The 24,756-nt window shown below is 36.6% G+C and carries 19 protein-coding genes and 3 pseudogenes; 13 read left to right on the top strand and 9 right to left on the bottom strand.

What is annotated here, in order from left to right; translation table 11 throughout:
• The first annotated feature begins 118 nt into the window (after positions 1-118).
• Positions 119-1,603, top strand: a pseudogene (locus CWATDRAFT_RS33080) (IS1380-like element ISCwa5 family transposase).
• 291 nt (positions 1,604-1,894) lie between these two features.
• Here CWATDRAFT_RS33080 and CWATDRAFT_RS06745 read toward each other — a convergent pair.
• Positions 1,895-2,152 carry a helix-turn-helix domain-containing protein gene (locus tag CWATDRAFT_RS06745; RefSeq protein WP_081450922.1) on the bottom strand — a complete coding sequence of 86 codons (258 nt, stop codon included), beginning with the start codon at positions 2,150-2,152 and terminating at the stop codon, positions 1,895-1,897.
• A 273-nt stretch (positions 2,153-2,425) separates the two neighbouring features.
• Here CWATDRAFT_RS06745 and CWATDRAFT_RS06740 point away from each other — a divergent pair, with 273 nt between their 5' ends.
• On the top strand, positions 2,426-3,469 hold the full coding sequence (locus CWATDRAFT_RS06740; RefSeq protein ID WP_007304304.1) for a hypothetical protein: 1,044 nt from the start codon (positions 2,426-2,428) through the stop codon (positions 3,467-3,469).
• A 77-nt stretch (positions 3,470-3,546) separates the two neighbouring features.
• On the opposite strand, the pseudogene CWATDRAFT_RS39440 reads toward CWATDRAFT_RS06740, so the two are convergent.
• Positions 3,547-4,985 (bottom strand): annotated as a pseudogene (locus CWATDRAFT_RS39440) (NF041680 family putative transposase).
• 79 nt (positions 4,986-5,064) lie between these two features.
• On the opposite strand from CWATDRAFT_RS39440, the gene CWATDRAFT_RS06730 reads away from it, so the two are divergent.
• Positions 5,065-5,460 (top strand): hypothetical protein, encoded by a 396-nt coding sequence (locus CWATDRAFT_RS06730; RefSeq protein WP_007303072.1) that lies wholly within the window; start codon positions 5,065-5,067, stop codon positions 5,458-5,460.
• A 100-nt stretch (positions 5,461-5,560) separates the two neighbouring features.
• Here the strand turns inward: CWATDRAFT_RS06730 and CWATDRAFT_RS06725 are convergent, their stop codons facing one another.
• Positions 5,561-6,406 (bottom strand): hypothetical protein, encoded by an 846-nt coding sequence (locus tag CWATDRAFT_RS06725; RefSeq protein WP_198138936.1) that lies wholly within the window; start codon positions 6,404-6,406, stop codon positions 5,561-5,563.
• A 112-nt stretch (positions 6,407-6,518) separates the two neighbouring features.
• Between CWATDRAFT_RS06725 and CWATDRAFT_RS06720 the strand changes: the two genes are divergently transcribed.
• From CWATDRAFT_RS06720 to CWATDRAFT_RS06710, 3 genes and pseudogenes are all read left to right on the top strand, one after another.
• The gene (locus tag CWATDRAFT_RS06720; RefSeq protein WP_081450921.1) at positions 6,519-7,433 is read left to right on the top strand and encodes a histone deacetylase family protein; all 915 of its coding nucleotides are present in this window, start codon (positions 6,519-6,521) and stop codon (positions 7,431-7,433) included.
• 485 nt (positions 7,434-7,918) lie between these two features.
• Positions 7,919-9,445: pseudogene (locus CWATDRAFT_RS33075) on the top strand (IS5-like element ISCwa2 family transposase).
• Positions 9,408-10,226, top strand: coding sequence for a hypothetical protein (locus CWATDRAFT_RS06710; protein ID WP_007304298.1), 819 nt, complete (start codon positions 9,408-9,410; stop codon positions 10,224-10,226). The pseudogene CWATDRAFT_RS33075 and the gene CWATDRAFT_RS06710 overlap by 38 nt, the downstream one beginning before the upstream one ends.
• Here CWATDRAFT_RS06710 and CWATDRAFT_RS06705 read toward each other — a convergent pair.
• Entirely contained in the window at positions 10,218-11,072 is an 855-nt protein-coding gene (locus CWATDRAFT_RS06705; RefSeq protein WP_007304297.1) for a lysophospholipid acyltransferase family protein, read from the bottom strand. The two genes, CWATDRAFT_RS06710 and CWATDRAFT_RS06705, sit on opposite strands and share 9 nt — an antisense overlap.
• A 229-nt stretch (positions 11,073-11,301) precedes the next feature.
• Here CWATDRAFT_RS06705 and CWATDRAFT_RS06700 point away from each other — a divergent pair, with 229 nt between their 5' ends.
• Positions 11,302-12,288 (top strand): glycosyltransferase, encoded by a 987-nt coding sequence (locus CWATDRAFT_RS06700; RefSeq protein WP_007304296.1) that lies wholly within the window; start codon positions 11,302-11,304, stop codon positions 12,286-12,288.
• 35 nt (positions 12,289-12,323) lie between these two features.
• On the opposite strand, the gene CWATDRAFT_RS06695 is transcribed toward CWATDRAFT_RS06700, so the two are convergent.
• Positions 12,324-14,810 carry a phospholipid carrier-dependent glycosyltransferase gene (locus CWATDRAFT_RS06695; protein ID WP_007304295.1) on the bottom strand — a complete coding sequence of 829 codons (2,487 nt, stop codon included), beginning with the start codon at positions 14,808-14,810 and terminating at the stop codon, positions 12,324-12,326.
• Between the two features lie 222 nt (positions 14,811-15,032).
• Between CWATDRAFT_RS06695 and CWATDRAFT_RS06690 the strand changes: the two genes are divergently transcribed.
• From CWATDRAFT_RS06690 to CWATDRAFT_RS33070, 4 genes are all read left to right on the top strand, one after another.
• Positions 15,033-15,962 carry a 2-keto-4-pentenoate hydratase gene (locus CWATDRAFT_RS06690; protein WP_007304294.1) on the top strand — a complete coding sequence of 310 codons (930 nt, stop codon included), beginning with the start codon at positions 15,033-15,035 and terminating at the stop codon, positions 15,960-15,962.
• A 349-nt stretch (positions 15,963-16,311) separates the two neighbouring features.
• Positions 16,312-18,291 (top strand): acetate--CoA ligase, encoded by a 1,980-nt coding sequence (gene acs, locus CWATDRAFT_RS06685; protein ID WP_007304293.1) that lies wholly within the window; start codon positions 16,312-16,314, stop codon positions 18,289-18,291.
• 75 nt (positions 18,292-18,366) lie between these two features.
• Positions 18,367-18,699, top strand: a complete 333-nt coding sequence (locus CWATDRAFT_RS06680; protein WP_007304292.1) for a hypothetical protein — start codon at positions 18,367-18,369, stop codon at positions 18,697-18,699.
• Positions 18,700-19,299: 600 nt separating this feature from the next.
• Entirely contained in the window at positions 19,300-19,584 is a 285-nt protein-coding gene (locus CWATDRAFT_RS33070; RefSeq protein WP_232287024.1) for a DUF6883 domain-containing protein, read from the top strand.
• Here CWATDRAFT_RS33070 and CWATDRAFT_RS06670 read toward each other — a convergent pair.
• From CWATDRAFT_RS06670 to CWATDRAFT_RS06660, 3 genes are all read right to left on the bottom strand, one after another.
• Positions 19,544-21,070: an IS5-like element ISCwa2 family transposase gene (locus CWATDRAFT_RS06670; protein WP_007304291.1), complete on the bottom strand. Its 1,527-nt coding sequence runs from the start codon at positions 21,068-21,070 to the stop codon at positions 19,544-19,546. The two genes, CWATDRAFT_RS33070 and CWATDRAFT_RS06670, sit on opposite strands and share 41 nt — an antisense overlap.
• A gap of 139 nt (positions 21,071-21,209) precedes the next feature.
• Positions 21,210-22,070 (bottom strand): SWIM zinc finger family protein, encoded by an 861-nt coding sequence (locus tag CWATDRAFT_RS06665; protein ID WP_007304290.1) that lies wholly within the window; start codon positions 22,068-22,070, stop codon positions 21,210-21,212.
• Positions 22,071-22,087: 17 nt separating this feature from the next.
• Positions 22,088-22,882 carry a M15 family metallopeptidase gene (locus CWATDRAFT_RS06660; RefSeq protein ID WP_007304289.1) on the bottom strand — a complete coding sequence of 265 codons (795 nt, stop codon included), beginning with the start codon at positions 22,880-22,882 and terminating at the stop codon, positions 22,088-22,090.
• A gap of 152 nt (positions 22,883-23,034) precedes the next feature.
• On the opposite strand from CWATDRAFT_RS06660, the gene CWATDRAFT_RS06655 reads away from it, so the two are divergent.
• Positions 23,035-23,367 carry a hypothetical protein gene (locus CWATDRAFT_RS06655; RefSeq protein ID WP_007304288.1) on the top strand — a complete coding sequence of 111 codons (333 nt, stop codon included), beginning with the start codon at positions 23,035-23,037 and terminating at the stop codon, positions 23,365-23,367.
• Positions 23,368-23,399: 32 nt separating this feature from the next.
• On the opposite strand, the gene CWATDRAFT_RS06650 is transcribed toward CWATDRAFT_RS06655, so the two are convergent.
• On the bottom strand, positions 23,400-23,609 hold the full coding sequence (locus CWATDRAFT_RS06650) for a hypothetical protein (protein WP_021830211.1): 210 nt from the start codon (positions 23,607-23,609) through the stop codon (positions 23,400-23,402).
• A 206-nt stretch (positions 23,610-23,815) separates the two neighbouring features.
• Here CWATDRAFT_RS06650 and CWATDRAFT_RS06645 point away from each other — a divergent pair, with 206 nt between their 5' ends.
• Positions 23,816-24,745, top strand: coding sequence for a LysR family transcriptional regulator (locus CWATDRAFT_RS06645; protein ID WP_007304287.1), 930 nt, complete (start codon positions 23,816-23,818; stop codon positions 24,743-24,745).
• Positions 24,746-24,756: the final 11 nt, after the last annotated feature.

The following is a 24,756-nucleotide window of genomic DNA, read 5'->3' as shown; positions in this document are numbered from 1 at the left end:
TAAATCAATCACTCATTTTTCCAAAAAAATTATTAATAAAATCTCTAATAGTACTAGATTGTTAGAATAAAATATGCTATAATTTAATTATTAAAGCAATTTACCTTAAACTGATTTAATGAGTCCCAGTCATCCCCGAAACCCTCGTCAAGTAATCAACTTTAGTAAACAGAAAGGAAAAGAAATAATCGCTAATTTTGATGGGGGACTAATCACTTCAGATGCGGGGATTGTCTGGATAGCTGAGTTGGATAAAAAACTGGGAATTACGGAGAAGTTTGGTAACTGTTTTCAAGATCATCGTCATCAATTTTATGTAGATCATTCCGTTCATGAGTTATTAGCACAAAGGCTTTATGGAATTATTTTAGGCTATGAAGATGTCAATGACCATGATAAATTACGTCACGATCCTGCCCTTAAGATCGCTTTAGAAAAGCTTAATGAACTTGAAGATAAAAAGGGATGGTTAGCTGGAAAAAGTACAATTAATAGATTGGAATATTGTCCTGAGACTATTCTCGACCAAAAAACGAGTCGTTATCATAAAATAGAACCCAACTTTGAAGCCATTGAAAAATCTTTTGTCGAATTTTTTTTAGAGTCTTATAAAAAACCTCCCTTAAGTATTATATTAGATATGGATGTCACGGATGACCAAGTACATGGTAATCAAGAAGGGGCATTTTTTAATAGTTATTATCACGGAGTATGTTATGCTCCTTTATATATTTTCTGTGGGCATCATTTATTAGTTGCTAAACTTCGTTCATCTAATGTAGATCCAGCCGATGAAGCCTTAGACGAATTACAAAGAATTATCGGACTAATTAGAGAAAAATGGTCAGAGACTCATATCCTAGTTAGGGGTGATAGTGCCTATGCCCGTGAAGAAATCTTCTATTTTTGTGAAAATCAGCCTTTAGTTGATTATGTTATAGCTATGGGAACAAATGGCGTTCTTAAGTTACGAGCGGATGATGTAATTGAAAAAGCCAAACATGAATATGAAAAAAAACTAGCTCCAATAACTGAATTAATGGATAGTTTATTTCAGAAAAAAGAAGATTTAGAAGAAGTTAAAAAATTAGTACCAATTTCTACTTAGTATCGCTCTATTCGTTATAAAACAGAAAAGTCATGGAGTTGTCAAAGAAGAGTAGTGACAAAAGTTTGTTATGGAAGTGATGGCTTAAAAATGCGCCATGTGGTGACATCTTTGCCCGCTTCAAAAATTCCACCCTCAAAACTTTATACAAAAAAATACTGTCCGAGAGGCGAGATGGAAAATCGGATTAAAGAACAACAATTAGACTTGTTAGCTGATAGAACTTCAACTCAAACATTTCAAAGTAATAAACTAAGATTATGGATACATTCCTGGGCTTATGTTCTCATAAATGCTTTTCGTCAACACTGTTTAAAAAAAACTTCATTGGCTAAAGCAACTGTGGGAAGAATACGTCTAAATCTTCTTAAGTTGGGAGCCAGAATAAAGATTAGTTGTAGAAGAATTATTATCGCTATAGCTAGTGCTTGTCCTTATCAAGATATTTTGTCTATTGCTAACAAAAGAATTAAAACTATTCCTAATACTGGATAAGTAGAATAAGTTGTTTTTTAAAAAAGATATCTATCATAAGTTGTTGACTGACTGATACTTTCATTTAGTCTTATTTATAGTGGAGAAAATCAAAAGTTAATATAATTATTCCCTCTTAAACTCAATTTTTGGATAATCAAAGTCAATTTTTTTATTCATCTATATTCAAAATTTCTATTAGTCCTAAAAATTATCATTTTTCATCTCTGGATTGGGCTTTCAAATTAATTTGTGAGAAATCCGGGATTAAAGTAAACTATCTCCGGCCTCCCTTGAGGCCGGGGTTAAGGATTATTGATCATCAATGTGATCGTCGGGAACACCCGTTACATCGATCCCTAGAGATTTCAGCACGGTTTTCGGAGACTCATCAAGCAAACGACACATATCCACTATCACCGTAGCCGTAGGCGTTTTTTCTCCAGCAATGTAATACTTTACTGTCGAATAAGCTCTATTTAAAGCTATAGCAAAAGATTTTTGTGTGTAGCCGTGTTCCTTGATTAAGTCTTTCAATGATTTCCTAGTGGTGCATACGTTTTCATCCATTTTAACTCAACAGTCCACCATAATGGCTTGAGTCTTCATGATCAGTCCACTATGATGGCTTATATAAACAACAGTGAAGCAACCCACCAAGGGGACTAGAGTTAAACAGTCCATAGAGGGTGAATCACTTCAACTGTAGTTATATGTCAACCTCAGCCATAGGGGGATGCCTATACTAAAATAAACGTTTTCCTTTTTTCATTATCAGTTGTGATTGTTCAGATTATTTAACTTCTCTAGATATCGGGGGATGCTTCTTGCCCTTTCTAATCCATGCTTTATTATCCATTTGAATGCGAAAATTGTGGCGATGAGAGATTATTCATTGATAGAGAAACTATCAATGAATTAATCGATCGTGGTTATCACCAATGTGGACTCTGTGACCACCGAACCGAGATAGATCCAGGACTTTGTTACGAAGACCAGAAGCCCGAACCCATAGATTATTATCACGATGATTCTGATTATAGGGGCTATGACAATCAAGACACTCCTGCCGTTAAGGATATGGAGGTGTTGAATGAGGATCTAGAAGATGTTGAAGACTGGCAACGGTTTATCCTTCAAGAATGGGGGGAATCCGATGACTTAACCAGAGACGATAAGTACGGTTATGAGGATGCTCTAGCTCAATTAAAGTCTCATCAGTTTGGTTGGGTTAAGTTTGGCTTATGGGCATTCCAGTTTAAGGTCAAAAGATTCTATAAATACCATCACAAAACCTGGAAGCAATTCTGCGAGAATGTCTTGCACCGTAATCGTTATTATGTCGACAAGCTTATCAAGGCCGTTAGGGTAATGAAGGATCTTATCTGTGCTGGTTTTGAAGTATTACCTCAAAACGAATATCAATGCCGTTTCCTTACCAAGTTTTGGGGGGAAGAATTAACAGAGAATTGGGCAATGATTGTGGACGCAGTGCCACCCCATCTAATTACTGGTGATCTCCTAAAAGCACAGTTTTCCGTGAGGGAAGAAAAAGAGGAAAAATGGATCAAAGTTAATAGTCAAGTTTGGGAGGAGTTCCAATGGAAAGCTAGACAGAAAGGATTAAACCCTAATCATGTTATTGAGGATATCTTACACGAGTGGGAGGATGAAGACTACGAACCAAACACCGATGATTTAGCAGATGATGAAGTGGAGGAAGTACCTACTGAAAAACTAGAAGCTTGGCAAGATGACTTGCAAGCATTGATTGAAGAAAAAGACCGTACAGATAACTGGTTTACACAATTAATTTTTTGGAGTTTCGCTTATGCATTGGACTTTGGACAAAAAAAGTTTGTTAGCGTATATTTTACGCTAAACTAAAATCCCAAAATATCGGCTCTGTATCAGTCAATAAAATTGGCTGACAAATAGGGCTAATCTATAGATTCTGAGGAAAACTAAGGAGCTTTTAAGTTTTCAGTTGATTTTTTGCTCCCTTTCTTGATAACATCATGACGAGTTCGTGGGGCTTTTTTGTAACCTTTAATACGTCCGGAAGAAAAACCTCGACGTTTGGGAAATTTGGCGAAAGTCCCCAAGGTCGTAATTATTCTTGAAAAGTCTCTTTGAACTAGACTAGGGGTGATTTTGATGGATTTATTAGTCTTCAAATACTGTTCCCAATCACGGGGTAAAACCACAGCTAATTTTCTGGCAGCCCACAAATTTACATAAGAAAGAAGTGTTAGTTTAAACCAATTTTCTTCATGATGTACATCGGGAGTTAAATAAGATGTCATCAATAATCTTTGTTTACCAAATCGAAAAAGATGTTCCATGTCATAACGTTGTCGATAACACTGATAACAATCAACTAAACTTAACTCATCGCGCCGAGAACCAATAACAATAAGCCACATAGGTTTCCAAATACTATTTCTTTCTTGATCTCTGACAACAATCTGGAGTAAAGTAAAGGGGTGATTTTTCATTTTATAGTTTTTAGTTCCTCTCATTAACATCTGTTTCCATCCCGAAATATTCACTGTTAATTGACGACCTTTTTTCGTTGTAAAGGGAACATGATGAACTTCATCAGGTTCAGTCCAAGTTTGGTCATCTTTAAGGTCAAATTTATCCCCATACCAACGGGGATGTCCCGAAGTTTTGGCTTGATTTGGGTCCCGAATAAATTGACGATAAAAAACTCGGTCACTTCTAACTCTTGTAATAGTAACTACGTCTTCATGCTTAACTTGTTCCCCAATAAAATCCTTTTGGCTGTAGTCACTATCAGCCACTAAGACAGATAATTTATCAGAAAATAAAGAACTTTGCCAGATTTTTTTTAGTTGTTGATTGCCTTGATTTACTCCTTTATGTTTAGAGGGGACTCGCTCTCCTGATAAGGGGACAGCCCAAGGGACTTTTCTGTGTCTATTTGGTCAGGTAAAGCGCAGACAACGGAATAACAATGTCCAATATTAATGGGTTTATTTCCCTTAATTGGATTGGGGTAATGAATAAAGGTTTTATCTGCTAACGTTTCGGCAAACGGTCGTGGACAGGGAGTTGTGTCAATACCAAATAAGTTATAATGTTTTGAAGTGGGAGGAATTGTTCTCGATACCGCTGAAAATAAAGTCTCAATTCTCTGTTCATAATTAGGGTCAGTTTGAGTGGGTAAAAACTCTTGAATTCCTCTATATAAACTGTTATAATCTCTTCTAAATAAAGGATTGAGAGACAATTCAACGACTGAGTGAGCTTGTTGGTTACTGGAGAGGGCATCGAGTAATTCTATAATAGTTTCTTTTCTAGCTTTTAGTCCTTGGAAGAGGTTAGACCTCCACACCAGGAATTCCTCGACAGACGTAGCCGTTTCATTTTTGGTCATTTTTAAAATTTATTACCTTATAAATTAGCGGAATATATACGCTAACATCAAAAGAGGTTGTTTGTTACAGTTAAGGCTAATGTCATCACATTCCGAACTTAAGACCAGTCAAGATGTCCACCTGAGAGCCAAACAAATTAAGAGTCTAATTCGCTCTCTTAAACAGAAAATAAAGAAAATTGAACGGGAAGGAGAAGTAGCACCAGCTAATTGTCATATTATTCGTTATCAGGTCAATGGAAAGGGAACAATCTACTGGTATTATAAACTACAGGCTGCTGAATCAATTTTTCCTATGGCCACTAATAATGAGAAAAAAACCAAATATAAATATTTAGGACGAGCCGGAAGTTCTGCTCATATTGATGCTGTAGAAAAACTCACTAGAAGAAATCTCATTGATGAATTAGAACGAGTCATTCAATCTCTAACTGAAAGCTACTTAGATATCTATATTGGAACCGAAACTGAATGAAGCTATTTTATATTTAAAATCCCCTAAAAAGATGGAAAGAGAGTTTTTAAAACCACCTTAATTCTCTATTTTAGCTCTGGAGATATGTTTAGCGTAAAATTTACGCTAACGATTGTTTTTTATCCAAAGTCCAAAGGGTTAGATCCCTCACAGTTCCAAAACCATTGGGACCAGGTGTCGGTTGAGAAGGCTGATCTGCCGCTGCCACTGGTTGAGGTGTTCCATCGGCACTAGGTTGCTCTGGGGTAGGAGCCGCCACAGGTTCTTCGGCTGCTTCTCCCACTCCACGAGGAATTTCTAAGCCGTATTGTTCTAGGACAATATAGGGCTTTTGACCCGTAACATTAATGGCTTTGACCGTTATTTGTCCATTGGAAAGACTTGCACCGACAGTCACTTGACGAGCAACATTTTCATTAGGTGCTTTAACAATAGCGACTGGGGTTCCATCAAGCTGCATGATCCCTGACACCACAACTGCCCTCGCTTCGTTGGGGATGGGTAAAACAGGGTCAAGTAGGGGAGGTAGTTCCACATCAGACCCAGGAGCAGGAGTGTTTGTACTTGGAGCTTGAGCAACGGTAGTAGGGGGTGTTTTAACCCCTTCTAGTTGACACAGTTTTGCGGGATCAGCAACATTGGTAGCTCCAGTGCCAGTTTTTTCCCGAATCACAGGTTTAACAGGAATGGCAGCAAAGGGGTTATCTCGTCCTGGTTGAATTTCCTTTCTTCGTTCATTGGGAGGGGTTGAGGGAATTAAACCTCCGGCTGCCGGAGGTTGAGGGGTGCTAGGAGGGGGAGTCTCTTCAAACGCTTTGGGTTCAGGGGGTTTTTCTTCAGGGGGTTGGGTGGGTTGTACGGCAGGAGGCTCTTGTGAAGAGTCTTCAGATCCCTGAAAAAGACCACATCCTCCTAAAGTTAGGGCTATATAGCTCAGCAGTAACATTGATGGGACTTTTTTGACCATGATTATCAGGCAATTCATTACCCTACAATGTTAACCTGCTTATTAGAGAATGAACGACTTGCATTATCTTCCCACATTCCCCATACTTACCTTGTTCCCTCTTATTTATTCTGACACCTTTCTCAACCACGATACAGGCAGCTTTCACCCCGAAAGACCCCAAAGGTTAGAGGCCATTGTTAATGCTTTGAAAACCGTTTCTTGGAGCGATCGCTTACAATGGCGACAACCAACAACTTTAGCCCAACGAGATCCCCTAGCTTACATCAGAAATAGTCATATCAACGAATATATCCAACGAGTTGAGGCGATCGCCACCAATGGAGGGGGACTTTTAGATGAAGATACCGTTATCTCTCCCCAAAGTTATCAAGTTGCTCTATTAGCGGTGAATGCTTGGTTAGATGGGGTTGATACTGTCACTCAAACCCAAAAACAGGCTTTTGTTTTGTCTCGTCCCCCTGGCCATCATGCGGTGCAGAAAACAGGCATGGGGTTTTGCTTATTTTCCAATGCTGCGATCGCTGCTAATTATGCGCTACAGTGTAAGGGAGCGCAAAGGGTGGCTATTTTGGACTGGGATGTCCATCATGGCAACGGAACCCAGGCCATCGTTGAAGATAACCCCAATATTGCCTATTGTTCTTTGCATCAGTTTCCCGCTTATCCTGGAACCGGACGGGCTAGTGAAACGGGAAAGTATGACAATATATTAAATATTCCTATGACACCAGGAAGTGACTTAAAATCCTATCAATTAGCCTTTTCTGACCAGGTTATTCCTTTTTTAGCAGCATTTAAAGGGGATTTATTAATTGTTAGTGCTGGTTATGATGCCAACCAAGCGGACCCTTTAGCTTCTATTAACCTTAAACCCAATGATTACGCTGTTTTTACCCAACAATTGTTAACCATAACCTCTTCTATTTTATTTGGCTTAGAAGGGGGTTATGATTTATCAGCTTTGTCTGACTCCGTTTTGGCTACAATTCAAGCCTGTTTTTAATTCTTCCCGAGAAAACCCTAAATCAAAAAATATATTTAGACTAATTTTCAGTATCTTTACTGATTCCCAAGAGATTATTTTTTGTTAGAAACGTGATGCACAATAATTTTCTTAAACTCATAGGTATTGATGGCTAAGGTAGGAATCAGAGTAGGTTAGGAGGTAAAAAAACTTTATTTTGTCTTGCCATGATAATTAAAAATACATAAATTTATCTACCTCAATTGTATACTTTTCTGAAGTGATATGTTATCTCATATAATTGGGTAATATTAATTTAATTTATTGGTGCTTCCTTTTAATTCCACTGTATTATGTATGTTTTCTCAACCTATTAGTGTATTAATTAGGATTTGCTGAATAAAAGCAAAACCCTATTCTTTAAAAGGTTACACCCATATTCGCGATCGCAAAAAAGATCAGCTTTGTCTGCTACAAACCGCTATAATTGGTAGAAACACCTCCCAGTTGTTGGTCAAGAACAAATGTATCGAAAAGAGGAGCAACCTTTACCGCCCCCAGAAAAATTTGAATTACCTTTCGAGGGCAAATTGTCCCCCAATAATCGTTGGGTAATCATGGCAGAGTTGATACCTTGGGATGATTTTGAGGAAGAATATGCTAAACTTTTTTCAGCATAAAAAGGTGCGCCAGCCAAACTATTTAGAATGGCATTAGGGACATTAATTATTAAGGGAAAATTAGGAACAAGTGATAGAGAAACTATAGAAAAGATTAGAGAAAATCCCTATCTACAATACTTTATAGGTTTAAATTGTTATCAACAAGAGCCACCACTGGAATCTTCAATGCTAGTTCATTTTAGGAAAAGAATTGATGGAGAATTGATAAACAAAATCAATAAAAAAATAGTAAAAAGAGAAATAGACAAGAGTGATAAAGAAGTAAAAAAAAAGGATTGTCTCCAAGAAAAAGGAGAAAAAATAAAAAATAAAGGTAAACTAATTTTAGATGCGACTTGTACGCCAGCAGACATCAAATACCCAACGGATTTAGGCATATTAAATCAAGCCAGAATTGAGACAGAAAGAATAATAGATAATCTTTATAAACCATTAAGAGTAAAATTGAGAAAAAAGCCGAGAACTTCTAGAATAATTGCTAGAAAGGAATACTTAAAAGTAGCTAAAAAACGAAAAGTATCTTATCAAGAAAGAAGAAAAGCTATCGGGAAACAGTTAAAATACCTTAAGAAAAATTTAGGAAATATAGAAGACTTAATTCAAGCTGGGGCTTCCCTGGAAAATCTGAGTAAAAGACAGAAAAATTGTCTAGAGACTATCAAAAAAGTTTATGAACAACAACAGTCAATGTGGGAGAATAAGACCCAGAGTGTTCCTCAAAGAATTGTAAGTTTAACTCAACCGCATATTCGTCCAATAGTGAGGGGAAAAGCAGGAAAACCAATAGAGTTTGGAGCTAAACTCTCAGTAAGCTGTGTAGATAACTATGTGTTTCTAGACAAAATAAGTTGGGAAAACTTCAATGAATCTTGTCATTTAAAAGAACAAGTAGAAAAGTATAAAGAAACGTTTGGCTATTATCCCGAATCCGTCCATGTAGATAAAATTTATCGAACTAGGGAAAACAGAAATTGGTGTAAGGAAAGAGGGATAAGAATCAGTGGTCCGAAGTTAGGAAGACCTCCGAAAAATGTCAGTGAAGAAGAAAAGAAACAAGCCCACTCCGATGAATGCTTCCGTAATGCTATTGAGGGAAAGTTTGGACAAGCTAAACGAAGATTTAGCCTAAATCTCGTGATGACAAAACTCCCTGAAACCTCCATTACATCTATTGCTATTACATTTTTAGTTGTCAATCTTTCTAAACTTCTGAGGCAGTTTTTGTCGCTTTTTTTGTCCTTATTTACTAATAATAGAACAGGGGAACTCATCAAACCGCCTTTCATTAATTTTGATTATACTTTAAACAATTTTTATGTACTAAAACTTATTGATTTGTCAGAAAATTCTTGGTCAAAAGTGGCATAAATTTTGGAGAAACTTTTTCAGCAAACCCTTATTAGATTTATCCCAACCGGAAGGCTTTTTACAACTTTTAGGAATTTCTATGAATAGTCACGAAAGAGACTTATCATTACAGCTTCAAGAACTAGCAAGTTCTTTTCGTCACCATAAACTATTAACTACTATTTCTGTAATGAGGGTGGAACAAGAAAGCGAAGGAATTATTGCTGCTTTACAAGCATTACAAAGCGCATTTTTCCGCCCTAATATTCTTTTTTTACGGTTTCCCAATGAACCCAGTGACTGGGAGCAATTATTACCTGTTTTTAAAGAAGCAAAGCAACTAAAAGTCGGCGTTATGCTCTTAGGATTACATCCCAGTGCAGGGTTAGGAAGAATGGAAGTTATTAATCTCTGGATTCGTCCTCAACTAGATGATTTACCCATCATGGAACGGTTAGAGAAAGGGAATACAGATTTAGCTATTTTGATGTCTTTACGCTTAGCAAAAGCCTGGAAAGGGGAATTAAATATCATTTCAGTTATTGATAAAGAAGAAGATAGACAAGAGACCGAAAATTATATCAATAGTTTAAAAGATTTATGCCGAATTCCTAGAACAGCTAAAAGCTTGATTATCGTGGGAAAATTTCCCGATTGTATTAAGCAAACCCCCCAAGGAGACATAGATTTTATTGGCTTACAATCTATCCCTGATTTTCAATTTGTCCATCAAATGATCGACATGACAGGTTCCTCTTGTCTGTTTATGAGTGATTCAGGGAGCGAAAGCGCATTAGCATAGAAATTCTTTTTTACTATCAATCACTAATTGATCCAAAGCTTGCTGCATTTTGGTCACCACTAAATCGTAACAAGTATCCACATAACCGCGATCGTTGGCTGCTTCCCTACCATAACGCTCAAAGACAATGGGGGGACAAACACGGGTGTGCATCGGTATAGGAAGGGGAATATTCGGTGCTGGTCCAATGGCAATACCCCAAGGTAAGCCAAGATAAATGGGGAAAATTTGTGGATCAGCTTTATCCAAGCGAAGTATTCCCCACTCATGCAAGATTTTCAATTGTTCGTAACAGTCGCCGATCACAAATAAGGTTTCGTGGGACCCTACAGAAATGACGGGAATAATAGTGACATTTTCTCGTAATGCCAGCTTAATAAAGCCTTTACGCCCTGCTAATTCAATTTTATGGCGATCTCTGTAAGGGCGAAATACATCTTCTGCACCTCCTGGATAGACTAAAACACTAGCACCCTTTCTCAGTGCAGCAATAGCGTTTCTAGGATGGGCTCGCACTGCACCAGTCTTCATGGCCCAGTCAACTACAGGAGAGTTCATTTTCCAAGCAGACTGGTGCATTAACCCATAGCATAAACGTTCGGTGCCAAAGCGACGAAACCAGTCGTACATCATCATGGAAGTATCTGGAGATGCTAAACCGCCATTATGGGAACCAACCAGTAAAATTGGTCCTTGGGGCGGAATATGATGCCAACCGTCAGTTTTTACCCGAAAATAGTAGTCATAAAACCATTTCCAGTAGGGCATCATCTCTTCTATAAATTTGGGATCTCGTTCGTCAAGGGACCATCCCAGTCCTTGCTCTGAGGTTTTTGAGGATTTCATATAGTTATTTCTGATAGGCTTTGTAAACTTATGTTACAACAATATCCTGATGATTTTCTAGGGGTGAAGTCAGTTATCAGTTATCAGTTATCAGTTATCAGTTATCAGTTTTTCACTCCCCACACCCTCCCATCACCCCATCACCCCGTCACCCCGTCACCCCGTCACCAAAGACTCCCAACTCAGGTTGTGTTAGTCTACTTTTTGGGCATAATTCGTTATATAAATTATGAGAAAACTCTATTTTTTAGTACCAGGAACAGGAAAAAAGTTTGCTTGTGGGGGGCTTTTTGCTGAATTAAAAGCTTTTGAGTTAGCTAAGCAGGTTGTTACTTCTCAGGTTGTTACTTATCGGCAAAAAGAAAAAGATCATTTATATTTAGACGATGTTCTCAAACAAAACAATTTAGATGACATAATTTTTGTTATTAGTTGGGGTTTTGATGTTCCTAAATTAGCTAAAAAATTACAGTTTTATAATGTCGTTTATCATGCCCATAGTTCTGGTTATGGGTTTAGATTACCTTCTCATGTTCCTATTATAACTGTTAGTCGTAATACCATGGGCTATTGGGGACAAAAATCACCTAACTCTTTAATCTACTATTTACCTAATCAAATTTCTGATGAGTTTAGCAACTTGAATTTAACTAGAGATATTGATGTCTTAGTACAAGCAAGAAAATCATCTGATTATTTATTAAAACAATTAATACCTGCCTTACAAAGTCAATGTAATGTTACAGTTATTAATAGTTTTGTGGATGATTTATCTCAACTTTTTAATCGTTCTAAAGTTTATCTTTATGACTCAGCAGAATATTGGGCGCAACAGCGAGTTAGTGAGGGTTTTGGACTACAACCTATGGAAGCTTTAGCTTGTGGTTGTCAAGTATTCTCTAGTATTAATGGGGGACTTTCTGATTATTTAGATCCAGGTTTTAATTGTTATAAAATTGCTGGTTATTCAACAGAGTATGATGTTAAACGTATTTTAAAAACAATTAATTCACCTCAAAAATTAAGCTTGTCTTCCCATATTTTAGCAGAATATCGTAGTGATAATATTATTAAACGATTAGAGATTATTTTATCAGAAATCAATTTCTTCTTTGACCATAAGCAACAATTTTTAGGAGATATTAATGACTTGACTAAGATAAAAATGGCTAGATTATTTCTCAGAAAAGTGATGAAAAAAATTGTTAGCAAGTAACATTCAAACCATATTAATTAATGAGCCATTATCCATTATCGATTATCCATTGATAATATTCTCCATCCTTTGATTAAATTCCCTTGCATTACTGTAGAAATAGCTTTTAAAATTTTAAATTCTTCTACATTTGGATCAATTTTAAGGGCAGGTATTAGGGCATTTTCTGCTGCTTTGGGTTGCCAGTTGTAAAGATAAACAAAGGCAAGATAAGCATGATGATAGGGGTTGTCTGGAGCAATTTTAATTAGTTGTTTTAAAGCAGCGATCGCCCCTTGGGGATTTTCCTGTAATACTTGGGATAATACTAAACCATAATTCCAATTTAATTGATGATTTTCGGACTCATTATTTAAGCGATATTTTAAGGCAATTTCTGTCTGTTTAAGATAGTCTTGAATGGGATCATATTGATTCAGACGGCCTACTTTTTTAAAGATAGGATCTAACCCTGGTATTCCTTGACCTAAATTAACAGAAATTTCTCTTAATTGCGTGTTTAAATCTAATTCTGGAGCGGGAATTTGCTCGAGACTATTATTAATTTTTAAAGTTACATCAGGAACAGGAATTGAATAACTTTCATTGGTGTTACGATTTAGATAAATTGCTTTTAATATATACTCACCATCTTTTATATTTTTACCTGGGAATATTGCCATGTTTTCAGTTACTTTAAATCCTTTATTTTCAGCTAAGTTACCCCATAACATTCCGGCTCCAATTCCATGATCATGTATCCAAGTAACTTGATTAGGATCTGCTTCTTTAGGATACCATGATAATAATACTAATCCTTGTTGTAAATCTGACCAATTTCCTGACCATTCATAGGTAATAGGAATAGGAAAATTACCAGAAGCTTCTTCAGGAAAAATAATCTTATCTAAACTAATTTTATTAATAGCTTTTTCAAGAGGTTTAACCTCAAACGATATTTGGTTACGGTGATATAGTTTAACTAAACTTTGATCTGGCATTTGCCAACTTTTAACTATACTAAAGTTTGGATTATTATCTAAAGTATCAGCAAATTTTAATTGATTTTCTCTAGCAAAACCGTTATCCCCTGTTTTGCTGAGAAACCAATCAAAAGACTTACTATCTTTGTCAATGTAATCCTGCTTATTTCCCAATTCTCTGCCGTAAACCTGAAAATCAGCTAACTGTCCATAATAATTTATAGTACTATGGTTGATAGAATCAGTATTAGCAATTACTCCTAAATTAACGATTTGATAAGGATTTGTTTCTCGTGCGGTTTTAATAATACTTTTCACAGGTATTTCTTGACCTAAATAGGGACGAAAACTAACTCCAGGACTCAAAAGTAAGGATAAATTTTCAGTTCCAGGAATGGGAAATAAGTTAGTAATCATCACTAAAATTGCTATGATTACTGTTACCCCTCGCACCGCTTTATATTTTCCTCGCCATTGGATTAAACCATAGCTTAAAAATACTGCCAAAATTGGCAAATAGGACATGATATAGCGTGTATCTTTATTAAAGATTGCCGAACAAATTAAATAAGAACCACCAAAATAAATCCCTAACCATTTAATACTTTCTCTAAGTTTTGATCTGTCAATTTTTTCTTTATTTTTAGGAAATCTTCCCAAGAAATTTAATAATAGTCCCACCAGAGAAACTAATAATAAAACCCAACCGATCGCCTTGGGTAAATCTTGCCAATAATAAGTCCAAGCAGCGAGAGTGTTAAGGGGTGGATCTCCTTCAAAAGTAGCAGGAATAGCATTAGAATTTTGTACCGTACTAAATAAATAAATCCAGTTAGTTCGATACCAGGGAAACCATAGTAAACTAGAGACAAGAAAACTAACCCATAATTGTAAAACTCTTTCCCACTTTTTACTCCAGAGATGAGTAATACCTAAGTAAAGTAAAGGAATAAAAAGGAAAAACATAATACTCTGTTTGCTTAATAAAGCAAGTCCCCAACCTAATCCAAAAAGGATAGTCCATAACCATTGTTTTTGTCTATTTGTTTCCACTTTCCAGAAGGTTAAACAGCAAAAACAAGCAACGGTTAACGTCATTGAGGGAGTATCGATCAGAAACTGTAAACGGGTTTGATATAGACGAGGAAATAACATCGATAACCCCGCACTCCATAACCCAACTTCTGAACTAAATAAAGTTTTTCCGATGAAATAAATTGAAACAATTAAAATTCCGTTGTATAATAGATTGGAGAGCAGGGCTTGATCGTTGCCTAAGCCAAATATCTTCTGAAAAAAGGCACCAACAATATAAGTGAAAGGAGGATATTTTGTAGATATCATCCAAAAATTACGCCACCATTCTCCGTTGAAAATTTCAGGAGAATTCAAACTGTAAAAATATTGTAGAGACTTAGTTAAATGATTACTTTGATCCCAAGCAGGAAGAGAATGATCTAAGATTAACCATAAGCGATCGCATAAATTACCTCCTAACCATATTAATCCTAGAATTATCCATGCAGGGGTGTGAATAGAAGAAAATCTTTTAGCTAACATAGGTAATGGTTATAATTAAGGCATTCAATTATAATATACTCAATGATAGACGAAAATTTAGGGATAATTGTTCTTTAAACCTTATCTAGCAATCAGTTTTCTGCGTTTAACACTTCGACTACCCTCAGTGTTAAACCCCTAAAAAAACGCATTCGTAGGGAAATAATACTATTATGTCCTGACATATTTTCACTTTTTACATATCATCATTGACTGCTATCTATGAAAAAAATAAAATTATTTTTCGTCTTTTCTCTTATTTTATTCCCTTTTTTAACTGTTACAGCACAAACCCAGACTATTGATGAAAACAATCAAGATGATTTATCAATCTTACTCAGTAATTTATCTTTTAGGGAGATTGAAAATATTGCAAAAAAAATTGCTGATGCTTATTTAACTAAGCAAAGTATTACAGAGTTTAACCATAACTTGACATGGGAAGACGCAAACAGTATACAAGAAAAATTAATCAATATCTTAAGTTATTCTCAAGGTGAATTAATTGGTTATAAAGCAGCATTAACCAATAAAAAAGCGCAAGAAACTTTTAAAGTTAAGGAACCCCTACTAGGAATATTATTAGAGAATATGCTATTACCTTCAGGAATAACAATTCCTGCTAATTTTGGTGCTAAACCGATGATAGAAGGGGATTTAATGGTGAGAGTTGCTAGTAAAAAAATTAACGAAGTAACCACGCCTCAAGACACATTAAAATATTTAGATGCAGTAATTCCTTTTCTCGAATTACCTGATTTAGTTTATGATAAAAATATCAAGGTTAATGCTGAAATGTTGATAGCAATTAATGCCGGTGCGAGATTAGGAGTTGTTGGTGAGGTTATTACTATAGATAGAGAAAATATTAAAAAAGATACGCTTAAGGATATTTCGGTTAAGTTAATAGATGAGTCAGGAGAAATTATTGCTCAAGGAAACAGTAATGCTTTATTAGGCGATCCCTTAAATGTAGTTTTCTGGATAAAAGAACAATTAAAAGCTCAAAGAAAAACCTTAAAAAAAGGCGATTTATTATCATTGGGTAGTATAACTCCATTGATACCAGTAGAAATAGGAAAAACTATTAATGCTCAGTACACTGGTTTGGAAAAAGATCAAGTAATAGAAGTATTTATTACTTTTGAATGATTACAACCCTTCACTTTAATAGTGAAGGGGATAATTTTTCGGCAAATTAAAATGTTGTCAATGGTTGTCCACGATGATCATGATGAAGGTGGGCAAAATTAATTATTAAGTGTCCTCATCCTCTGTCTTCAGCATTTGCCCACCCTACGGATTTTAAAAATTTGGTTTAACTATTAAAATTAAAATGAAGGGTTGTTTTAAAATAGAATCTTTATCTATTTAATATAAAGAGTCAGATAAAAAAGTAGATTTTTTTATTAATTTTTGTAAATCCCTTAAAACCTTTTCTAGTAATCACTTCCGACTTACAATTATAAAGATTACATAAACCTTGGTTGAGGTCTATATTATGGTCGCATCCTCTGAAAAAAATACCGTTGAATCGATCTTACATGAAGACCGAGTCTTTCCTCCTGCTGCGGACTTTTCTAATAACGCACATATAAAAAGTCTTCAAGACTATGAGCAACTGTACGAAAAAGCCAAAAGCGATCCCGAAACCTTTTGGGCAGAACTAGCAGAACAAGAATTACATTGGTTTCAAAAATGGGATCAAGTGCTAGACTGGAAGCCACCCTTTGCCAAATGGTTTGTCAACGGCAAAATCAATATGTCCTATAACTGCCTCGATCGCCATCTTACCACTTGGCGACGTAACAAAGCAGCTATTATCTGGGAAGGGGAACCAGGAGACTCTCGTACCCTAACCTATGGGGAACTCCATCGGGAAGTTTGTCAGTTTGCCAATGTCCTCAAAGATATGGGAGTAGAAAAAGGCGATCGCGTGGGTATTTATATGCCTATGGTTCCCGAAGCAGCGATCGCTATGTTAGCCTGTACTAGAATAGGTGCGCCCCATAGCGTCGTTTTTGGGGGGTTTAGTGCCGAAGCATTACGCGATCGCTTAGAAGATGCAGAGGCCAAAGTCGTCGTCACTGCTGATGGAGGTTTCCGCAAAGATAAGATCGTTCCCCTAAAATCAGAAGTGGATAAAGCCCTAGAAAATGGTGCTTCTAGCGTCCAAAAAGTGATTGTAATACAACGGACCAAACAAGACATTACCATGGTCTCAGGACGGGACTATTGGTGGCACGATCTCCAAAAAGATGCCTCCCCTAAGTGCGATGCAGAAGTAATGGATAGCGAAGATCCCCTCTTCATCCTCTATACCAGTGGCAGTACAGGGAAACCTAAAGGCGTTGTTCACACCACCGGAGGTTATAACCTTTACACCCACATGACCACAAAATGGATCTTTGATCTCAAAGACAACGATGTTTACTGGTGTACTGCCGATGTAGGTTGGATCACAGGACACAGTTATATTGTCTATGGTCCCTTATCCAACGGTGCCACCTCCTTGATGTACGAAGGAGTTCCCCGTCCCTCTAACCCTGGTTGTTTCTGGGATGTAGTGGAAAAATACGGAGTCAACGTCTTTTATACCGCACCCACTGCTATTCGTGCTTTCATCAAAATGGGAGAAGAGTTACCACAAGCAAGGGATCTCTCCTCTTTGCGTTTATTGGGAACAGTAGGAGAACCCATCAACCCCGAAGCTTGGATCTGGTATCACCGCGTTATTGGTGGGGAAAAATGCCCTATTGTGGATACTTGGTGGCAAACCGAAACCGGAGGTGTAATGATCACCCCGTTACCCGGCGCAACACCCACCCAACCGGGATCAGCTACACGACCATTCCCTGGCATTATAGCCGATGTGGTGGACCAAAACGGTAATGCAGTTCCCGATAACACCGGAGGATATTTGGTTATTAAGCATCCTTGGCCCAGTATGTTACGCACCGTCTATAATAACCCCGAACGCTTCCAGAAGACCTATTGGGACCCTATTCCTGAAGTTGAAGGTAAACCAGTCTATTTCGCTGGTGATAGCGCGCGACGGGACGAAAAAGGCTATTTTTGGATTATGGGCCGGGTAGATGACGTGATGAATGTCTCTGGACACCGTTTGGGATCGATGGAGTTAGAGTCTGCTTTAGTGTCTCATCCTGCGGTTGCTGAAGCGTCGGTGGTTGGAGTTCCCCATGAGATCAAAGGGGAAGATATTTATGCTTTTGTTACCCTAGAAGATCATTACAGTCCCAGTAATGAGTTAAATAAGGAGTTAAAGCAGCACGTTGTCAGTGAGATCGGTGCGATCGCTCGTCCGGGTACTATTCAGTTTGCTGAAGCACTTCCCAAGACGCGATCGGGTAAGATTGTACGACGTTTCTTACGTCAAATAGCAGCGGATCAAGACATTGTTGGTGATAAGTCTACGGTAGTTGATCCTAGTGTTTTAGATAAGTTGCGAGAGAAAGTTTAATTGTTAGTTTAGGGTGGGCTTTTTTGAGTCCACCTTATTCGTTTACAATTAAATTACCTTAGCTTTTAAAAGAATATGTTGAATGAATTAAAGACATACTCAGGTATTTTAGGTTTTATTACTGTTTTACTATCTTACGGAGCAAACGCATTTTATGGGGATGTAAAAGCTGTATTTGTTGTTTTGGGTTTAGGAATATTGTTGATTTTATATTGGCTATTATGGGTTACAAAACAATTAAATAGAAATCATAAATTGATGATTCAGACTTATCAAGGTTCTATACAAAAGTTAGAACCTTCTTCAAGTGAAAACCATCCTAAAGCCTGGGAAAAATTAATTAATTGGAAAGAATCGCCCCTAGATTCTAAACCTAAAGCTGCTATTGTGGGACATATTTCTGGTTAAAATTGTGCTGAAATAATCCTAACAGTTGGCTTTGTAACGGAAGAGTATTTTATTCTTTATGCACATAATCCAAATAACGCACCAGTTGAAAACATTGACCTAGATGTTGAAATTATAGCTATTATATAAGGGTTCATTAGCTCTTTTGTAGGGTGCATTAATGAAATGTAATGCACCAAAACCTTGTTATTATTCTCACCTATTTTCTGGTGGATTACGCTCTCGCTAATCCACCCTACGGTAACTTATATCGCTCTTTTGTAGGGTGCATTAATGAAATTTAATACACCAAGTTATTGTTATTATTCTCACCTATTTTCTGGTGGATTACGCTCTCGCTAATCCACCCTACGGTAATTGCGCTCGCCTTTTTTTCGGGTGCTATAATGCAATGTAATGCAACAATTTCTTGTTATTATATTAAACTATTTTTTGTGGATTACGCTGTCGCTAATCCACCCTACGGTAACTGCCATCGCCTTTTTGTAGGGTGCATTAATGAAATGTAATGCACCAAATTCTCGTTATTATATTAAACTATTTTATGGTGGATTACGCTACCGCTAATCCACCCTACGGTAAGATTGATAATTATTATTCTTGAAGGAGAAGACTATTATCGTTAATCTACTGCCTTATGTTGATAATGCTAAGGTTGATATTGGTAAACTGCGTGATTACTGTCTTAACCCCGATCATGATCATGGGAAGCATAAAGCTCGTTTATTTTCGTCAATTTTAGGAATGAACACTGATAATGCTGAAGAATTACGTCAAATTATTTTCAAGGTAATCAAAACCCATGATGCTAAATTAGGGTTTGCTGAAAAAGTTTCTCCAAAATTTATGCCACTTTTGACCAAGAATTTTCTGACAAATCAATAAGTTTTAGTACATAAAAATTGTTTAAAGTATAATCAAAATTAATGAAAGGCGGTTTGATGAGTTCCCCTGTTCTATTATTAGTGAATAAGGACAAAAAAAGCGACAAAAACTGCCTCAGAAGTTTAGAAAGATTGACAACTAAAAATGTAATAGCAATAGATGTAATGGAGGTTTCAGGGAGTTTTGTCATCACGAGATTTAGGCTAAATCTTCGTTTAGCTTGTCCAAACTTTCCCTCAATAGCATTACGGAAGCATTCATCGGAGTGGGCTTGTTTCTTCTCTTCTTCACTGACATTTTTCGGAGGTCTTCCTAACTTCGGACCACTGATTCTTATCCCTCTTTCCTTACACCAATTTCTGTTTTCCCTAGTTCGATAAATTTTATCTACATGGACGGATTCGGGATAATAGCCAAACGTTTCTTTATACTTTTCTACTTGTTCTTTTAAATGACAAGATTCATTGAAGTTTTCCCAACTTATTTTGTCTAGAAACACATAGTTATCTACACAGCTTACTGAGAGTTTAGCTCCAAACTCTATTGGTTTTCCTGCTTTTCCCCTCACTATTGGACGAATATGCGGTTGAGTTAAACTTACAATTCTTTGAGGAACACTCTGGGTCTTATTCTCCCACATTGACTGTTGTTGTTCATAAACTTTTTTGATAGTCTCTAGACAATTTTTCTGTCTTTTACTCAGATTTTCCAGGGAAGCCCCAGCTTGAATTAAGTCTTCTATATTTCCTAAATTTTTCTTAAGGTATTTTAACTGTTTCCCGATAGCTTTTCTTCTTTTTTGATAAGATACTTTTCGTTTTTTAGCTACTTTTAAGTATTCCTTTCTAGCAATTTTTCTAGAAGTTCTCGGCTTTTTTCTCAATTTTACTCTTAATGGTTTATAAAGATTATCTATTATTCTTTCTGTCTCAATTCTGGCTTGATTTAATATGCCTAAATCCGTTGGGTATTTGATGTCTGCTGGCGCACAAGTCGCATCTAAAATTAGTTTACCTTTATTTTTTATTTTTTCTCCTTTTTCTTGGAGACAATCCTTTTTTTTTACTTCTTTATCACTCTTGTCTATTTCTCTTTTTACTATTTTTTTATTGATTTTGTTTATCAATTCTCCATCAATTCTTTTCCTAAAATGAACTAGCATTGAAGATTCCAGTGGTGGCTCTTGTTGATAACAATTTAAACCTATAAAGTATTGTAGATAGGGATTTTCTCTAATCTGTTCTATAGTTTCTCTATCACTTGTTCCTAATTTTTCCCTAATAATTAATGTCCCTAATGCCATTCTAAATAGTTTGGCTGGCGCACCTTTTTCTGCTGAAAAAAGTTTAGCATATTCTTCCTCAAAATCATCCCAAGGTATCAACTCTGCCATGATTACCCAGCGATTATTGGGGGACAATTTGCCCTCGAAAGGTAATTCAAATTTTTCTGGGGGCGGTAAAGGTTGCTCCTCTTTTCGATACATTTGTTCTTGACCAACAACTGGGAGGTGTTTCTACCAATTATAGCGGTTTGTAGCCGACAAAGCTGATCTTTTTTGCGATCGCGAATATGGGTGTAACCTTTTAAAGAATAGGGTTTTGCTTTTATTCAGCAAACCCTAATTATTCATCTCTTTGTAAAGCTTTCATCATCCCTTGTTGTGAGACTGTTTGATAGACTTGCTGTAAATGGTCCTTAACGATTTTTGCGTCTTCATAAGCTAAAGGTATTCTACCCAAAACATCTAAGACTGTTTTGTTATCCGTAGGAGGAACAATAACTACTAGAGAAGGATCAAGAGATTCTTGATATTGCCAAAATTGTTGAACATCTAATGGCTGATTTTCTTGAGTATTTTTTTCTTCTATTTCTTCAGTATTATTAACGGTGTCTTCAATATTATCTAAAGGAGTTTCTTCCAGATTAATTTGTTGCTGGCGTAGATTTCTCAACCCTTCCAAAATTTGATGTTTACTTCTACCTCGTAACTGGAAAATAATAAAAGGATCTTCACTAAATCTTTCAGCTAACTGATAATAAATAGCCCCAATATGTTTACAAGGGTTAGCTTTATCGGGACAAGTACAACTAGAATTAACATCTGATAATCTAAAAGGAAAGACACTTAAACCATTATCAGTAAAAACCCTTTCAATATCATCTGGCATTTTACCAGATAATAATTGAGCAGAAAAAATTGCTTTTTCTGATAAACTTTGAAGAATAAAACTCCAATCCTCATCGGTAAAAGGTTCAAGAGAAAGAGACACCTGATAGGGTTCTGTTTCTGTTCCTTGCACCTTAGCTAATACCTCAGAGCCAGAGAACTCAATGCTTAATACATGACCTTCTCTTGCATAATTTCTTGCCCTTTCTAACCGCTTTTTAAACCGATAAGAATCTAACAATTCTAACCACCGAATAACCCACCACTCTTGTTGAGTTAAATTACTATCATTGTTCAATCCATTAGCTCTTGTCATCTTGATTAAATCTCACCTTAATTAACTGTATTTTCTTCAGAAGAAGGTCTGTTTTGCAATTGCTGAGCTTCATAAAAAGTCTTTAAACTGTCGGTATCCCCTACATATCGCCAGTGCCAAGGTTCATAACTAATACCTTGAATGTTATTGCGAGGAAAAGACAACTCAAAACTATATTTAGCTGCGTTATTTTCCAGCCATCGAAAAGCCGGAGTTTGTTCAAAATTCTCGCTTAAATTAGTAGCAGGAACCTTACCATCTCCAATATCAATAGCATATCCTGTATGGTGTTCACTATACCTTGGAGGCGCACTAACTTCAGCCCGTTTGCGAGTATCTTGATTTCTTTGACGTTTAATTTCAAAGAATAAATATTCCTGTTGTTGAACCGTTCTGAACCCGGAAATTGCCGTTAGAATAATACCACTTGCGCGCGCATCTCCCTGCATTTGCAAGAAGCTATCGGCAGCTTTTTTCCTCAGTTTAATCCGGCCATCATTAGTGATAGCTTTTAGTTGACTGGGATCAGCTTCTTCATAGGGCAAATGACCTAAAATATTTTCAATCGTTTCAGGTTCAGGGGTTGGACTGGGGGAGGGAGTAGGTTCAACAGACACAGTATTAGTCTGTGACAAGGAAGAAACTAGACGCATGATCCCTAATGTACCAAGCACAATCATAATAACCCCAGCTAACCCGATTATCATCCATTTAGGGTTTAGGGATGAAGAAGTAGGAGTAGGAGGAACAGGACTATCCCGCAATGCTTCGGGGATATCCTCCCGTGATCTTTGTTTTTGTTTATCGTTCATTGATAGCTTTGAAATCAAAAGTGTCCAACCCTATTCATATTTTAGAAGGTTAAGTTCGTGATCCCGTTCCCCTATCTCCCCAATATTACGGACTTGACTTCTGTAATATATTATACAAAACTTAGATTAGATAAGAAATCCCTGACAATACTATGAATTCATCCTTTTTACCTCCCGATGACTTACCCTCTTGGGTTCCCAGTGATCTCGAATTATCTTGGGAACTCAATGATGTGGTTAGCGATTTATTTTATAATTCCTGTGATGAAGAAACCCAACGTTTACTATCGAAATGTGGCTGGAATTTAACCACTGGGCGCGATGGATTAACTTTGGTCTTGATTTGTCCCAAAAATGGCTTAACTTGGCAAATTCTGAAATCTTTAGAAAACGTTGGTCAATATTTACATCTACTTGGAGAACAAGCAAGAATTCGTATTTATCCCCCACCAAAAACAGGTAGTCCAATGAACGTTATTATTTAACCGAAAGCAGGTCTAAGATGACCTGCTTTTTCTTATTTCATGGGATTATAATAATCATTTTCATGTACTTGACCGATCTCTTCTTGATCCTGGTTAATACATCCGACCTGTTTGGCATAATTACAAACCCTCGCCCACAAACGCCCCCGAGTTCCCATCGGACCTGATGAAAAGACAACTTTATCCCCTCCAAGAATTTTCACACCACAGACAGGACAAGTTTTTGAGTTAGTATTAGACATAAGTATTTATTACTAGATACATGAGTATTTTGAAAAATACTACAACAACTCGCCTCAGAAAACCGTTATTGATTTTACAAAGTTTTGTGTATTTAATAGATTAATTTCAACCCAAACTTGATTTACTATCGAATTTAGTCTATGATGGGGGCGAGGATTCTTAAAAATCTATTATCACTCACATCGCACAGCAGAGGGCATTACCATTGATACAAGCCACCTTACACCAATTGAAGGTCTTTGAAGCCACAGCACGTCATGGCAGCTTTACCCGTGCGGCCGAAGAATTATTTATCACTCAACCCACAGTCTCCAGTCAAATTAAACAACTTACTAAAGCCATTGGTCTTCCCTTATTCGAGCAAATTGGCAAACGTCTCTATCTCACAGAAGCAGGACAAGAATTACTGAAAACTTGTCAGGAAATTTTTGAAAGACTGGATAATTTTGAGATGAAAGTGGCCGACTTAAAAGGCACTAGACAAGGACAATTACGCTTAGGGGTGATTACCACCGCTAAATATTTTATACCTCGTATTTTAGGGTCTTTCTGTCAACAATATCCAGGAATAGATGTTTCTCTAAAAGTAACGAATCATCAACAAATTCAACGGAGAATGTTAGAAAATGAGGACGATCTTTACATCGTTAGTAATCCCCCAGAAGCCTTAGATTTATGTACTCAAGCTTTTCTTGATAACCCATTAGTGGTAGTCGCCTTAAAAACTCATCCGTTGGCCAATAAACAGAATATTCCCATTACCGCTTTAGAAGGGGAACCCTTTATTATGAGGGAACAGGGTTCACTAACAAGAAGGGCTGTACAAAATCTTTTTGATAAACATAAAGTCTCTGTTCATGTAAGGTTAGAATTAGGTAGTAATGAAGCTATTAAACAAGCTATTGCTGGGAGTTTAGGTATTTCTGTTCTTTCCCAACACACATTAATATCTGAAGGAATTGATAGTGAACTAACTGTCTTAGATGTAGAAAATTTTCCTATTAAACGTCGTTGGTACGTTGCTTATTTGGGGGGAAAACAGTTATCAGTTATTACCAAAGCTTTTCTTGATTATCTTTTAGAAGAAAGTACAAAATTTTCTCTTCCTACTATACAGAAATTAGCTAAAGTGTGAGAATTGGAAAT

This window comes from Crocosphaera watsonii WH 8501 (genome assembly GCF_000167195.1).
Lineage (GTDB): Bacteria > Cyanobacteriota > Cyanobacteriia > Cyanobacteriales > Microcystaceae > Crocosphaera > Crocosphaera watsonii.
This window is presented reverse-complemented; position numbering and strand designations above follow the sequence as displayed.